We start from the raw sequence: 13,507 nt of genomic DNA, 5'->3' as shown, positions 1-13,507 counted from the left end.
GGTCAGGACCGGCGCTGCGGCTTCACGAACGGGAAGGCGAGCGTCTCGCGGATCGACGCCCCGATGATGGTCATGTAGATGCGGTCGACACCGAGGCCGAGCCCGCCGGTGGGCGGCATCGCGAACTCGAGCGCCGAGAGGAAGTCCTCGTCGATCTCCATGGCCTCCGGGTCGCCCGCGGCCGCCAGGAGCGACTGCTGCGTGAACCGCTCGCGCTGGTCGATCGGGTCGATGAGCTCCGAGTACGCGGTGCCGAGCTCGGCGCCGAACGCGACGAGGTCCCAGCGCTCCGCGAGGCGCGGGTCGCGGCGGTGCACGCGGGTGAGCGGCGACGTCTCGACCGGGAAGTCGGTGTAGAACGTCGGCTCGACCGTCTGGCCCTCGACGAGGCGGTCGTACATCTCGTTGACCACCGCACCGTGCGTCTCGTCCTCGCCGACCTCGATGCCGAGCCGGGCGCACAGGGCGTGCAGCTCCGCGTCGGGGGTGTCCGGGGTGACCTCGGCGCCGACGGCGCGCGAGACGGCGTCGTGCACGGTGACGACGGGCCACTCGCCGTCGAGCCGGACCTCGCTGCCGTCGGGCCGGCGCGACACGGCGTCGCCGTGCACCGCGACCGCGGCCGCGACGACGAGCTCGCGCGTGAGGTGCCGCATCGTCGTGTAGTCGCCGAACGCCTGGTACGCCTCGAGCGACGTGAACTCGGGGTTGTGCGTCGCGTCGGCGCCCTCGTTGCGGAAGTTGCGGCCCAGCTCGAAGACGCGCTCGATGCCGCCGATCGCGAGCTGCTTGAGGAACAGCTCCGGGGCGATGCGCAGGTACAGGTCCATGTCGTACGCGTTGATGTGCGTGCGGAACGGCCGCGCGTTCGCGCCCCCGTGCACGCGCTGCAGGATCGGCGTCTCGACCTCGATGAAGCCGCGCTCGACGAGCGACGAGCGCAGCGAGTGCACGGCGGCGGAGCGACCGCGGAGCGTCACGGACGACCGCGTGTCGAGCGCGAGGTCGACGTGGCGCAGGCGCATGCGCGTCTCCGGGTCGGCGAGCCCGCGGAACTTGTCCGGTGGCGCCTTGAGCGACTTCGACGCCATGACCCACGACCCCGCGTGCACGGACAGCTCCCCCGTCCGGCTGCGCGCGACGGTCCCCGTGACGCTCACCTGGTCCGCGAGGTCGACGACGCGGCGCCAGAGCGCGAGGTCGGCGGCGCCGTCGGCGGTGAGCATCACCTGGCGCTCGTGGTTCTCCTCGCGCAGGACGGCGAAGACGACGCCACCGAGGTCCCGGAGCCGCACGACGCGCCCCGAGACGGACACCTCGTGCCCGAGCAGCAGGTCGTCGACGTCGGCGAGCCGGTGCGTGCGCGGCACGGCCACGGGGTAGGCGGGCATGCCGGCCGCCGCGAGCACGTCGAGCTTGGCGCGGCGGGCGCGCTCCTGGTCGGTGAGCCGCCGGGTCGGGACGTCGAGCGCCAGCAGCGCGTCCTCCTGCTCGCGCACGGCGGCGCCGAGCGCGGCGTCGGCCGTCGCGACCTGCTGGCTCCCGGTGCCGCCGCGCGCGCCGGGCCACTGCGGCACGAAGCCCTCGGCCTGCCCCGCCGCGAGCGACACGGACGTGAGCTGGGCGGGGGCGGCGTAGCAGAGGTAGCGCGTGCGCCAGCGCGGCTCGTACTTCTGGTTCGAGCGGTACAGCTGGTCGAGCTGCCACCAGCGCGAGGCCGTGAGGACGAGGCGGCGCAGGAAACGCTGGAAGGGGCTCGCCGCGACCGACTCGCCCTGCTCGATCAGGCCGCGGAACATCGCGAAGTTGAGCGAGACCCGGTCGATCGCCATGCCCGCGCCCTCGCTCGCGAGCGTCGAGATCATGAGCTCCGTGACGCCCGGCACCGCGTCGGGAGACCGACGCATGTAGTCGAGCGAGACCCCCTTGCGGCCCCACGGGACGAACGTGAGCAGGCCGCGCGGCGCGCCGTCGCGGTCGTGCGCGGTGACGACGAGCACGCGCGGGTCGCGCGGGCTGCCGAGGCGCTCCAGGGCCATCGAGAAGCCGCGCTCGTCCTCGCCGTGCCGCCACGCGTCGACGGCCTGCGCGAGCGCCGCGAGCTCGTCCGCCGGGATCTCGCGCTGCCGCCGCAGGCGCACGGTGTACCCCTCGCGCTGGGGCCGCGCGACGGCGTGCCGCACGGGCCGCATCGACGGCGACGCGAGGTCGAAGGACCGCGTCTCGACGATCGCCTCGTCACCCATCGTGAGGACGGCGAGCCCGGCGTCGCGGTAGGCCCGCGCGCCCTTCTCGCTCGCCGAGAGCACGCCGGGCGCCCACCCGTGGCGCCGCGCGTACGCGAGCGTGCGCTCGATCGCGTCGGGCCACGACGCCGGGTCCCCGAGCGGGTCGCCCGCGGCGAGCAGCACGCCGCTCACCACGCGGTACGACACGGCGGCGCGGCCGTCGCCGGAGAAGATCGCGTCGCGGTCGTCGCGCGTCGCGAAGTACTCGAGCGAGTCGTCGCTCGGGTGCTCCAGGAGCAGACGGCGCACGGCGAGCTCCTCGTCCGGGGTGCGTGCGGCGTCGCGCGGACCGGTCCGCAGGAACACGAGCACCGCGAGCAGCAGCGCGGCGCCCGCGAGCAGGCCGCCGACGAGCGCGAGCCAGCCGGGCGCGCCGCCGTCGATGGCGAACGGCTCCTCGTGCGGCGACAGCCCGACCGAGACGCTCAGGGCCCACCCGAGCCGCGCCGACTGGTCGTCGAGGCTCGACGGCACGACCTGGAGCAGCGCCCACACGACGCCGGTCGCGACGGCGAGGCCGAGCACGAGGACGAGCGCCGCCGTCCACCACGCACCCCGGGCGATACGGGCCGGGAACGCGTGGCGCGCGGCGACGAGCACCACGACGAGCACGAGCCCGACGAGCCCGCCCGCGTACGCCGTCCAGTGCACGTCGTCGAGCACGCCGGCCGCCGGGTCGATCCGGTCGAGCACGATCGCGAGCAGCATGACGAGCGCGGACGGGAGCTGCCAGACGAGGACCACGAACCACAGCGCGGCGCGGCGCCGGCGCAGGAAGCCGCTCGCGACGAGCCCGACCACGACCGCGGAGAAGAGCGACGGGTACGACGGCACGTTCGTGACCGACAGGACCTCGGCGACCGGGCGCTCGGCGTGGTGCGCGACGGGACGGAGGATCAGCGCGACGAGGAGCCACACCGCGTAGACCTCGAGGATCCGGCCGCCCCAGCGTGCGACCGCCTCGGCCCAGGGCGACGCGACGGCGGGCGGCGCTGGAGCGCGCCGTCCGCCGTCCGGGGTGGGCGTCTCGCGCCCGACGGTGCTGGTACCCGTCACGTGGTCTCCTCCGGGTCGCGCGGTGTGCGGGCGGGCGCCGGCGCGGGCTGCGTCGGCGGGTTGACGAGGACGTCGTCGGCGGTCTGCCGCTCCGCCGCGGTACGACGATCCCACGTGGGGCGCCGCAGCGCGTAGAAGAGGAGCGGCGGGCCGCCGAGCACGACGACGACCCCGGCGACCACGATCGGGTAGGCGGTCTCGGAGAGGCCGCTGAAGCCGGACGGCCGGACGAACGCGAGCACGAACGCGGCCGCGCACGCGACGAACCCCAGCCCCGCGACGAACCGCATCGCGGGCGTGCGGTAGGTCCGCACCACGTCGGGCTTGGTGCGCCGCAGCCGGATCGCCGCGGCGAACATGAGCATGTACATGACGAGGTAGAGCGCCGCTGCCATGTCGACCAGCGCGATGAACGCCGTGTTGCCGTTCGGCACGAGGACGAACAGCAGCGCGAGCAGCGTGACGATCCCGCCCTGCACCGCGAGGATCCCGACCTGGACCCCGGCCTTGTTGCGACGCTGGAGCGCGGGCGGGAGCAGGCCGGTCCTAGCCGCGGCGAGCAGGCCGCGCGACGGCCCGGCGATCCACGTGACGACCGACGCGAACGCCCCGAGGGCGATGAGGAGCGAGATGACCGGGGTGCCCCAGCTCATGCCCCAGTGGTCGAAGAACGCCTTGAACGCGAGGTTGATCCCGTCGGTCACGCCGAGCGCGGACTTCGGGACGGCCACGGAGATCGCGAGCGTCGGGAGGATGAAGACACCGAGGATCAGCACGGTCGCGATGGCGATCGAGCGCGGGAAGCCCCGACCGGGGTTGCGCAGGTCGTTCGCGTGCACCGCGTTGACCTCCATGCCCGCGTACGCGAGCACGTTCGAGACGATGAGCACGATGGACGCGATCCCGGTCCACGGCGGGATGACGGCGGACGCCTCGAGCGTCGTCTCCGAGCGCTCGCCGGCGCCGAGCCAGACCGCGCCGAGCACGATGAGCAGGACGGCGGGCAGGATCGTGCCGAAGACGCCGCTCCACGAGCCGACCTTGGCGAACAGGTTGCCGCCGGCGAGCGTGATGAGCGTCGACCCCCAGTACAGGACGAGGATCACGACGGCCGTGTAGAGGCCGTTCTGCGTGAGACCGGGGTCGCCCACGACGAACGACAGGCTCGCCGCGATGAACGCGATCTGCGTGGGGTACCAGACGACGTTCTGGATCCACTGGAGCCAGATCGCGACGAACCCGGCGCGCTCGCCGAACGCCTCGCGCACCCACGTGAAGACGCCGCCCTTCCAGCCGGTCGCGAGCTCGGCCGCGACGAGCGCCGTCGGGACGAGGAAGAGGATCGCCGGGACGATGAAGAGCGTCACCGAGCCGAGCCCGTACGACGCCATCGCCGGCAGCGAGCGCAGCGACGCGACCACCACCACGGTGAGCATCGCGAGCTGCACGACCGACATGAACGTCGTCGCGCCCGCGGCGGGCGCCCCGATGGCGGGCCCCGTGTGGCCCGGCGGCTGCCGGGAGCCGGGCGACCCGTACGGGTGCGGCCGGACGTGCGCCGCCGTCGGCGCGTGCGTGCCGTCGGCCCGGACGTGAGGTCCCGAGCCGCCGGGCGGATCCTGTGCTGCCCCCTGTGCCATGGTCCGTCCTTCCCGCGGTCGCCCGGGTCAGTGGTGGAAGTTGGAGCGCTGGCCCTCGGTCGGCATCGGGCCGGTGAGGGCGTCGAGGAGCGCGACCTCGTCGCGCAGGTCCGCGAGGAACGCGGACGCCAGGTCGTGGCTGAAGCCGTTGCGCACGACGACGCGCTGGACGGTGAGGTCCGTGAGGTCGTCGGGCATGGGGTACGCGGGCACGAGCCAGCCCTTGGTGCGCAGCCGCTCCGACAGGTGGTAGAGGTCCCAGTTCTTCGTGTGGCCCTCGCGCAGGCGCCACGCGAACACGGGGATGTCCGAGCCGTCGTTCCACAGCTCGAACGCGGGCATCTTCGCGATCTCGCCCGACAGGTAGAGCGCGACGTCGCGCGACGTGCGCTGCACGGCCTCGTAACCGGTGCGCCCGAGCCGCAGGAAGAGGTAGTACTGGAGGAGCACCTGCGCGCCGGGGCGCGAGAAGTTGAGGGCGAACGTCGGCATGTCCCCGCCGAGGTAGCTCACGCGGAACACGAGGTCCTCCGGCAGCGACTCCGTGTCGCGCCAGACGACCCACCCGAGGCCCGGGTAGACGAGGCCGTACTTGTGGCCCGAGGTGTTGATCGACGCGACGCGGGGGACGCGGAAGTCCCACTCGAGGTCGGGCTGGAGGAACGGGGCGATCATCGCGCCCGACGCGCCGTCGACGTGGATGGGCACGTCCAGGCCGGTGGACTCCTGGATCCGGTCGAGGGCCGCGGCGATCTCGGCGACCGGCTCGTACATGCCGGTGTAGGTCACGCCCATGATGGCGACGACGCCGATCGTGTTCTCGTCCACGTACGTCTCGAGGTCGTGGCCGTCGAGGACCTTGTGGTCCTCGGAGATCGGGACGTAGCGCGCCTCGACCTCGAAGTAGTTGCAGAACTTCTCCCAGCACACCTGGACCGCGCTCGAGAGCACGAGGTTCGGACGGTCGGTCGGCTTGCCGGCGGCGCGGCGCGCGTGCTGCCAGCGCCGCTTGAGGGCGAGACCGCCGAGCATGCACGCCTCGGACGAGCCGATGGTCGACGTCCCGATGGTGTGCTCCGGGTCGGGCGCGTGCCACAGGTCGGCGAGCATCGTCCAGCACCGCGTCTCGACGGCCGCCGTCTGCGGGTACTCGTCCTTGTCGATCATGTTCTTGTCGGCGGCCTCGAGGTACAGCCGCGCGGCGTGCTCGTCCATCCACGTGCCGACGAACGTCGCGAGGTTGAGCCGCGCGTTCCCGTCGAGCATCGCCTCGTCGTGGACGATCTGGTACGCCGTCTCCTGGAGGGACTCGTCCTCCGGGAACCGGAACTTGGGCAGCGCCGTCGCCTCCCCCGGTCTGGCGAAGACCGGGTTGAGCTCGACGACGTCGGGTTCTCCGGTGTGCCTCTCGGCCCGGCGCGTGTTCGTGACCATGTCCGCCCCCTCGGGTTGGTGTGGCCGCGGACCTGCGGCCGCTCTCTCGACGGTACGACCGCGGTCCCGGCACCGCCTCTGGGCGAGTGAGATAGGCAACACCTGTTGCTTAAGTGATTGCCTCGGCGTAACGTCGAGGACGACGCAGCGCACGGCACGACGCGGAGGAGGTGGCCGTGGACAAGCGCACCGCCCGCACCGCCGCGGCCCTGCGGACCGCGATCCTCGCGCTCGCCGCGGAGCAGGACGTCACCCGGCTCACGGTGTCCGCCGTCGCGGCCCGGGCGGGGATCAACCGCGTGACGTTCTACGACCACGCGTCGAGCCCGTCCGAGCTCCTCGCGCGCGTGCTCGGCGCCGAGCTCGACGCGATCCGCGACCGTTTCTTCGCCGACGTCCGGGCCGCCGAGACGGCCGACGACGTCGCCGCCCGCTCCCGCGAGGTCGTCGACCACTGGAGCCGTGCGCTCGTCGTGCACGTCGAGGCCCACCTCCCCGTCTACGAGCGCGCGCTCGAGGGCGGCCTCAGCGCGCCGCTGTTCCGGCTGCTCGCGAGCCACGTCACCGGCACGCTCGTCGAGCACCTGCACGCCCACCCCGGCCTCCTGCCGTCGGCCCCGGCCGGCACCTCGGCGGGACTCCCGGCCGAGCCGTCGGCCGGAGCCACGACCACCGCGACGGCCGACGTCGCGGCGCGCGCGTTCGCGACGTACGTCGGCTTCGGCACGGTCGGCGCGCTCGAGGTGTGGCTCGCCACGCCCCCTCCCCGTGACCCCGGGCTCTTCCCGCGGGTCGCCCGAGACGCCCTGCCCGCCTGGTGGACCACGCCGTCGCCCTGACGAGCCGTCCCCTCCGCCGGTCGACCGCGGTCCCCGGCGGGCAGGTGCGCACCACCCGCGCGACGACGCCCCCGCTCACGAGGCGGGCCGACGCCGCCGTGCCCGGCAAGGAAAGGAGCCCCACCATGGGCAGCACTCCCGGAAGGGTGCAGAACAAGGTCGCGATCGTCACCGGCGGCACCGGCGGCATGGGCGTCACGAACGCGCGCGCGCTCGTCGCCGAGGGCGCGAAGGTCGTGGTCGCGGACCTCGACGACGCGAAGGGCGAGGCGCTCGCGCGCGAGCTCGGCCCCGACGCCCGCTACGTGCACCTCGACGTGACGAGCGAGGACGAGTGGGCGGCCGCCGTCGCGGCCACGCTCGACGCGTTCGGGCGCGTCGACGTGCTCGTCAACAACGCGGGCATCGCCAACGGCGGTCCCATCACGGAGTTCGACGTCGCCGCCTGGCGCCGGATCATCGACATCAACCTCACCGGCACGTTCCTCGGGATCCGCGCGGTGTCGCCGATCATGGCGAAGGCCGGCGCGGGGTCGATCATCAACATCTCGTCGGTCGAGGGCATGCGCGGGAGCGCGGGCCTGCACGGCTACGTCGCGTCGAAGTTCGGCGTCCGCGGGCTGACGAAGTCCGTCGCGCTCGACCTCGGCCCGTACGGCGTGCGCGTCAACTCGGTGCACCCCGGGTTCATCTCGACGCCCATGACCGCGTCGCTCAACCCGGACGACCTCCTCATCCCGCTCGGCCGCCCCGCGGCGCCCGAGGAGGTCTCGCGCATGATCGTCTTCCTCGCGAGCGACGAGGCGTCGTACTCGACGGGCTCGGAGTTCGTCGTGGACGGCGGCCTCATCGCCGGCGTCCCGTCGAAGAAGGGCCACGGCCAGCTCTGACCCCGCCGCGGCGGGCCCGGTCGCGGCAGGCCCGGTCGCGGCGGCCCCGGTCGCGGCGGCCCCGGTCGCGGCGGGCCCGGTCGCGGCGGGCCCGGTCGCTCAGTGCACCGCGGCCGCGCACGCGACGCAGGTCCGCGCCGTCGGGCGCGCCTCCAGGCGCCCGGCGGCGATCTGCTGTCCGCACCCCGCGCAGACGCCGTAGGTCCCCGCGTCCAGGCGCGCGAGGGCGGCGTCGACCTCCTCGACCCGCGCGGCCGCGTCGCGCGCGAGCGCGTCCACCTGGGCGCGCTCGAACGCGATCGTCGCGCCGTCGGGGTCGTGCTCGTCGTCCGCGTTGGAGTCGCGCGACGCCTCGACGATGCCCGCGACGTCGGCACGCAGCGCCCGCAGGCGCTCCGACGCCTCCGTGCGCACGGCGAGCAGCCGCTCGCGCGCGGGCCGCGGGTCGAGCGGGTGGCCGGGGTCCTCGGGTGGTGTCGTCATCACCCTCCCCAACGCTCGGGACGGGGTGAAACCGTCCCGGACGGGTACTCCTGCCCACGTCCGCCGCATGACAGCGGCGGTCCGCGATGGAAGAGTGGAACCGCCCGGCCACCCCGGGGCCACCGCGCGGACTCGCCCTCGCGGTGGGCGACCGACGGCGAGACCACGGGGGTCGGCATGAGCACGGTCGTCGTCTTCGAGGAGTTCGGCGGGCCCGAGGGCCTGCGGGTCGACGACGAGGAGGTCGGCGCTCCCGGCCCCGGCCAGGTGCGCGTCGCGAACCGCGTCGTCGGCGTCAACCCCGCGGACCTCAAGCGGCTCGCCGGCGCGTTCGGTGGCCGCGTCCCCGGCGTGCTGGGGTTCGAGGCGGCCGGGGTGGTCGACGCCGTCGGGCCCGACGTCCCGGACCTCGCCCCCGGCGACGAGGTCGTGTGGCACGGCACGGGCGCGCAGCGGGAGCTCTCGCTCGTCCGCGCCGACCACGTGCGGCGCAAGCCGTCGTCCGTCCCGTTCGACCAGGCCGCGGTCCTGCCCGTCGCGGCGGCGACCGCGTTCTCCGCGCTCGTCCAGGCCGACACGGGCGAGGGGGACGTCGTGCTCGTGCACGGCGCGAGCGGTGGCGTCGGGTCCGCCGCGGTGCAGATCGCCACCGCGCTCGGTGCCCGCGTCGTCGGGACGGCCTCGCCCGCGAACCACGACTACGTGCGCGGCCTCGGTGCGACGCCCGTCGCGTACGGCCCGGGGCTCGTCGACGCGGTCCGCGCGCTGCCCGACGGGCTCGACGAGGTGAGCGTCGTCGTCGACCTCGTCGGCACGGAGGAGACCGTGGCCGCGACCGTCGCGCTGCTGGGCGAGCACCTCTCCTCCGCCGACGCCGACGACCCGCCGAGCGCCGTGACCGTCGTCGGGACGGACGCCTCGCGCGCCGCCGGGATCGCCGACAAGGTCGACGCGAAGGGCGCCCTCGACGAGGTGCTCGCGCTCGCGGAGGACGGGCGGCTCCGGGCGGAGATCTCGGCCCGGTTCCCGCTCGCCGAGGCCGCGGAGGCGCTCCGCCTCGTCGCCGAGGGGCACGTGCGGGGGAAGGTCGTCCTCGACGTCGTGTGACGCGGCGCGCTCCTTTGTGACGCTGAGCACAAGCTCACCGCAGGAGCCGCGGGATTCCGCGGCTCCCGCCCCGGCGCCCGCTCAATCTTCTTGCGCCCCGCGTGCGCCAGAGTGTGGAATCGTTAGCATGCGTAAGCTTCTTGCCGCCACCGCGGCGCTCTCCTGTGCCCTCCTGCTGGCGTCCTGCGCCTCGCCGACCGACCCGGCGAGCGACGACGCGGCGACCACCCCCGCGACCGAGACCACGACCGAGGCGGCCCCCGAGGTCACGCCGACCGTCGTCGCCGTCACCACGACGTGCAGCACCTTCTACGGCGGCGAGTACTCCGCCGAGCGCCTCGTCACCGAGACGACGCCGCTGCTCGCCACGCCGGACGACGAGGACGCCGCCGCCGCGATCTACACGACGCGCGAGCGCATCGCCGCGGTGCAGAACTTCGCCGACCCGGAGCTCCAGGAGAACCTCAACGGGATCAAGGCGCCCTTCGAGGCCGCCGTCCAGGGCGAGACGGTCAGCACGTCGAAGCTCCAGGAGTCGCTCGACGCGTTCCGCGCCCAGTGTGTCGAGGCCGGGTACGCCTTCGCGTCCTGACGCCACGCGCCGCGGTCCGGACGGCCCGTCCCTCGTCGAGGGGCGGGCCGTCCTCGCGTCCAGGGCCTGCTCGCGTCGGGGGGCGCGCCGGTGCCGGGCTCGCCGCGTCCTGAGGCGGGCGGCGAGGCGCCGCCCGGCGTGGGAGCATCCGACCATGCCCGTCGTCGAGTCCTCGCTCGTGGTCCCCGTCGACCCCGCGACGGCGTTCGCCGTCTCGCAGACGACGGGCGCCGTCCGCCTGCGCTGGGACCCCTTCATCCGCCACCAGCACTTCCTCGACGGCGCGACCGCGCCCGCGAAGGGCGTGCGGACCTTCACCCGCCACCGCAGCGGGCTGTCCATGGTGAGCGAGTACGTCTCGTACAACCCGCCGACCAACGTCGGCATGCGCATGGTCCGCGGGTCGTGGTTCTTCGAGAACCTCGCGGGCGGCTGGCGCTTCGCGCCCGACCCGGCCGGCGGCACGCGCGCGACGTGGCGGTACAGCTTCCGGTGCCGGCCACGCTGGCTCGCCCCGGTCGCCGAGCGCGTCGGGTCGTGGGTGCTCCAGCGCGACGTCGACCGGCGCATCGCCGGCTTCGCGCGCGGGTGCGCCGACCCGGTCGTGCTCGACGCGGTGCACGACGGCGCCTGACGCCCGCGCCCCCGTCCGCCGCCGCGCGGCACCCGGGGCCACGCGGCCCGGCACCCCGGGACGACGTCGCCCGGCACCCCGGTCGGACGCGGCCCGGCCGCGCGCGGCGTAGCGTGCGACGCATGGGCCCGCTCGACCGCCGCCGCCCCCGGGCGTTCCTCGCCGTGGTGCTCGCGGTGGTCGCGGTCGTCGGCACGGCGGGCGCGACGCACGGCCAGCCCGGTGCCCGGCCGCTCGACGCGGCGGCGCTCGCGCTCCTCCTCGTGCCCCCGCTCGCCCTCGTGCTCCTCGTGCGGTGGCCGGTCGTCGCCGTCGTCGTGTCCGTGGGTGCCGCGGGCGCGTTCCTCGTCGCCGGGTACGCGTGGGGCCCGGTGCTCGCCGGTCCCGTGGGCGTGCTCGTGGGGGTGCTGCTCAGCGGGCACGCGGTGCGCGCGCGCCGGGTCGCGTGGGGCGGGGCGGTGCTCCTGGCGGGCGCGGTGGTCACGGCGGCGGCGCTGCGCCCGGACGCGCCGCCCCCGGCGACGCTGCTCGGCGGGACCGCGTGGACCGTCGTCGTGCTGCTCGTCGCCGGGACGGTCCGCGACCGGTCCGCGCGCCTCGCCGCGGCGCGCGAGGCGGAGCGCGCCGCGCGCGCCGAGCGGGAGCGGACCGCCGTCGCCGACGAGCGCCTGCGGATCGCGCGCGAGGTCCACGACGTGCTCGCGCACTCGCTGTCCGCGATCACCGTCCAGGCGGGCGTCGGCCTGCACCTGCTCGACCGCGACCCCGAGCAGGCCCGCGGTGCGCTCACCGCGATCCGCGCCGCGAGCACCGAGGCGCTCGACGAGGTGCGCGCGGTGCTGGGCGTCGTGCGCGGCGACGCGGGCGACGACGGCGCGCCTCTCGCCCCGACGTGGGACCTCGCGGCGCTCCCCCGGCTCGTGCGGCAGGCGGAGGGCGGCGGCCTCGCGGTCGCGCTCGACGTCGACCCGGCCGCCGCGGGACTGCCCGACCGGCTCGCGGGCGTCGTCTACCGCGTGGTGCAGGAGTCGCTGACCAACGTGCGCCGGCACGCGCACGGTGCCACGCGGGCGGACGTGCGGGTCGCGGTGCGTCCCGCGCCGCACGGCACGGTGACCGTGACCGTGACCGACGACGGCGCGGCCCCGGGCGCGGAGCCGGAGCCGGGCTACGGCCTGCGGGGCATGCGCGAGCGCGTCGAGAGCGTCGGCGGCTCGCTCTCCGCCGGCCCGGCGCCGTCCCCCTCTGGACGTGGCTTCCGCGTGCGGGCAGTCTTTCCCTGGCCGGGCTCCCCGCCCGGACCGGGCACCGCCGGACGGTCCGACGCGGCCGACGACGCACCGCCGCAGCGCGAGGAGGCACCGTGATCGACGTCGTGCTGGCCGACGACCAGGCGCTCGTGCGCGGTGGCTTCCGCGCGCTCATCGACTCCGAGGACGACATGCGCGTCGTCGCCGAGGCCGCGACCGGCGACGACGCCGTCCGCCTCGCGCTCGAGCACCTGCCCGACGTCGTGCTCATGGACATCCGCATGCCCGGTCTCGACGGCCTGGAGGCGACGCGCCGGATCGTCGCGGACCGCGCGGCGTCGCACGTGCACGTCGTGGTCGTCACGACGTTCGAGCTCGACGAGTACGTGACCGACGCGATCCGCGGCGGCGCGAGCGGCTTCCTCGTCAAGGACACCGAGCCCGTCGACCTCGTCCGGGCGGTGCGGGTCGCGGCGCGGGGCGACGCGCTGCTCTCGCCCACCGTGACCCGGCGACTGCTGTCGCGGGTCGCGGACGCGACGCGCGCCGTCGGGCCGGTGCGTGGTGTCGAGGAGCTCACGCCGCGCGAGCGCGAGGTGCTCGTCGAGGTCGCGGGCGGGCTGTCCAACGAGGAGATCGCCGGGTCGCTCTTCCTGTCGGAGTCGACCGTGAAGACCCACGTCTCGCGGGTCATGGCGAAGCTGGGTGCGCGGGACCGGGCGCAGCTCGTCGTCGCGGCGTACGAGTCGGGCGTCGTCCGTCCGGGCTGGGCGGGCTGAGCCTCCGACCGTCGCGGCGGTACCCGGGGACGAGCGAGGTCGGCACGCCCGGGTGACGACGCGGCGTCGGGCGGGCGCGAGCCTGGGGGTGCGGCCGGCGGACGGCCGCCCTCGCCGGGACCGGCGAGGCGCACCGACACCGGAGGTCGTCATGCTCACCGCACTCACCGGGGCCGTGGTCCCCACGGAGGCCGTCGCGTCCGCGGCCCACCCCGGCTGGGGGCCCGGGCCGTGGTGGTTCGTGTTCCCCCTGCTGTGGTTCCTGCTCTTCGCGTCCGTGGTCTTCCTGCTCGCCCGCCGCGCGCGGCGCGGCTGGGGCCCGGGCGGTCCCGGCGGCTGGCGCGCCCCCGGCCCTGACCCGGTCGCGATCCTCGGCGAGCGGTACGCGCGCGGCGAGATCGACGAGCAGGAGTACCGCTCGCGCCTCGCCGTCCTGCGCGAGGGCCACCCCCACCCCTGACGCCGAGAACGACGTTGCTGCCGTCATCCCGCGGACAACGGCAGCAACGTCGTGC

The 13,507-nt window shown here is 75.1% G+C and carries 12 protein-coding genes; 8 read left to right on the top strand and 4 right to left on the bottom strand.

From position 1 onward, the window contains the following. Window positions 1-2 precede the first annotated feature (2 nt). The 3 genes from lysX to gad are packed head-to-tail and all read right to left on the bottom strand — an operon-like array spanning window position 3 to window position 6,418. On the bottom strand, window positions 3-3,344 hold the full coding sequence (lysX, locus tag E1O70_RS06460) for a bifunctional lysylphosphatidylglycerol synthetase/lysine--tRNA ligase LysX (RefSeq protein ID WP_082774847.1): 3,342 nt from the start codon (window positions 3,342-3,344) through the stop codon (window positions 3-5). Beyond that, window positions 3,341-4,984, bottom strand: coding sequence for a glutamate/gamma-aminobutyrate antiporter GadC (gene gadC, locus E1O70_RS06455; RefSeq protein ID WP_082774848.1), 1,644 nt, complete (start codon window positions 4,982-4,984; stop codon window positions 3,341-3,343). The genes lysX and gadC overlap by 4 nt, the downstream gene beginning before the upstream one ends. Window positions 4,985-5,011: 27 nt before the next feature. Beyond that, a complete protein-coding gene (gene gad / locus E1O70_RS06450) occupies window positions 5,012-6,418 on the bottom strand; it encodes a glutamate decarboxylase (protein ID WP_061269400.1) in 1,407 nt (468 codons plus the stop codon). Between the two features lie 176 nt (window positions 6,419-6,594). On the opposite strand from gad, the gene E1O70_RS06445 reads away from it, so the two are divergent. Both E1O70_RS06445 and E1O70_RS06440 read left to right on the top strand, forming a co-directional pair. Beyond that, window positions 6,595-7,257: a TetR/AcrR family transcriptional regulator gene (locus E1O70_RS06445; RefSeq protein ID WP_163186606.1), complete on the top strand. Its 663-nt coding sequence runs from the start codon at window positions 6,595-6,597 to the stop codon at window positions 7,255-7,257. Between the two features lie 125 nt (window positions 7,258-7,382). Then, complete coding sequence (locus E1O70_RS06440) at window positions 7,383-8,147, top strand: glucose 1-dehydrogenase (protein ID WP_061269402.1); 765 nt, start codon at window positions 7,383-7,385, stop codon at window positions 8,145-8,147. Window positions 8,148-8,246: 99 nt separating this feature from the next. Here the strand turns inward: E1O70_RS06440 and E1O70_RS06435 are convergent, their stop codons facing one another. Further along, a complete protein-coding gene (locus E1O70_RS06435; RefSeq protein ID WP_061268358.1) occupies window positions 8,247-8,630 on the bottom strand; it encodes a TraR/DksA family transcriptional regulator in 384 nt (127 codons plus the stop codon). A gap of 177 nt (window positions 8,631-8,807) precedes the next feature. Between E1O70_RS06435 and E1O70_RS06430 the strand changes: the two genes are divergently transcribed. From E1O70_RS06430 to E1O70_RS06405, 6 genes are all read left to right on the top strand, one after another. Continuing rightward, on the top strand, window positions 8,808-9,737 hold the full coding sequence (locus E1O70_RS06430) for a quinone oxidoreductase family protein (protein WP_061268359.1): 930 nt from the start codon (window positions 8,808-8,810) through the stop codon (window positions 9,735-9,737). 127 nt (window positions 9,738-9,864) lie between these two features. After that, window positions 9,865-10,329, top strand: coding sequence for a hypothetical protein (locus E1O70_RS06425; protein ID WP_034655328.1), 465 nt, complete (start codon window positions 9,865-9,867; stop codon window positions 10,327-10,329). A 154-nt stretch (window positions 10,330-10,483) separates the two neighbouring features. Next, entirely contained in the window at window positions 10,484-10,963 is a 480-nt protein-coding gene (locus tag E1O70_RS06420; protein ID WP_061268360.1) for an SRPBCC family protein, read from the top strand. A 122-nt stretch (window positions 10,964-11,085) separates the two neighbouring features. Then, window positions 11,086-12,330, top strand: a complete 1,245-nt coding sequence (locus E1O70_RS06415; protein WP_061268361.1) for a sensor histidine kinase — start codon at window positions 11,086-11,088, stop codon at window positions 12,328-12,330. Further along, the gene (locus E1O70_RS06410; RefSeq protein ID WP_061268362.1) at window positions 12,327-12,992 is read left to right on the top strand and encodes a response regulator; all 666 of its coding nucleotides are present in this window, start codon (window positions 12,327-12,329) and stop codon (window positions 12,990-12,992) included. The genes E1O70_RS06415 and E1O70_RS06410 overlap by 4 nt, the downstream gene beginning before the upstream one ends. 151 nt (window positions 12,993-13,143) lie before the next feature. After that, window positions 13,144-13,452 (top strand): SHOCT domain-containing protein, encoded by a 309-nt coding sequence (locus E1O70_RS06405; protein WP_061268363.1) that lies wholly within the window; start codon window positions 13,144-13,146, stop codon window positions 13,450-13,452. The last annotated feature ends 55 nt before the right edge of the window (window positions 13,453-13,507 follow it).

This window comes from Cellulosimicrobium funkei (assembly GCF_004519295.1).
GTDB lineage: Bacteria > Actinomycetota > Actinomycetes > Actinomycetales > Cellulomonadaceae > Cellulosimicrobium > Cellulosimicrobium funkei.
This window is presented reverse-complemented; position numbering and strand designations above follow the sequence as displayed.

Bases quoted from the DNA above. Each gene is read 5' to 3' on its own strand.
- gadC (WP_082774848.1), bottom strand. From the start codon at position 4,984: ATGGCACAGGGGGCAGCACAGGATCCGCCCGGCGGCTCGGGACCTCAC.
- gad (WP_061269400.1), bottom strand. From the start codon at position 6,418: ATGGTCACGAACACGCGCCGGGCCGAGAGGCACACCGGAGAACCCGAC.
- E1O70_RS06440 (WP_061269402.1), top strand. From the start codon at position 7,383: ATGGGCAGCACTCCCGGAAGGGTGCAGAACAAGGTCGCGATCGTCACC.
- E1O70_RS06435 (WP_061268358.1), bottom strand. From the start codon at position 8,630: ATGACGACACCACCCGAGGACCCCGGCCACCCGCTCGACCCGCGGCCC.
- E1O70_RS06430 (WP_061268359.1), top strand. From the start codon at position 8,808: ATGAGCACGGTCGTCGTCTTCGAGGAGTTCGGCGGGCCCGAGGGCCTG.
- E1O70_RS06425 (WP_034655328.1), top strand. From the start codon at position 9,865: ATGCGTAAGCTTCTTGCCGCCACCGCGGCGCTCTCCTGTGCCCTCCTG.
- E1O70_RS06420 (WP_061268360.1), top strand. From the start codon at position 10,484: ATGCCCGTCGTCGAGTCCTCGCTCGTGGTCCCCGTCGACCCCGCGACG.
- E1O70_RS06415 (WP_061268361.1), top strand. From the start codon at position 11,086: ATGGGCCCGCTCGACCGCCGCCGCCCCCGGGCGTTCCTCGCCGTGGTG.
- E1O70_RS06405 (WP_061268363.1), top strand. From the start codon at position 13,144: ATGCTCACCGCACTCACCGGGGCCGTGGTCCCCACGGAGGCCGTCGCG.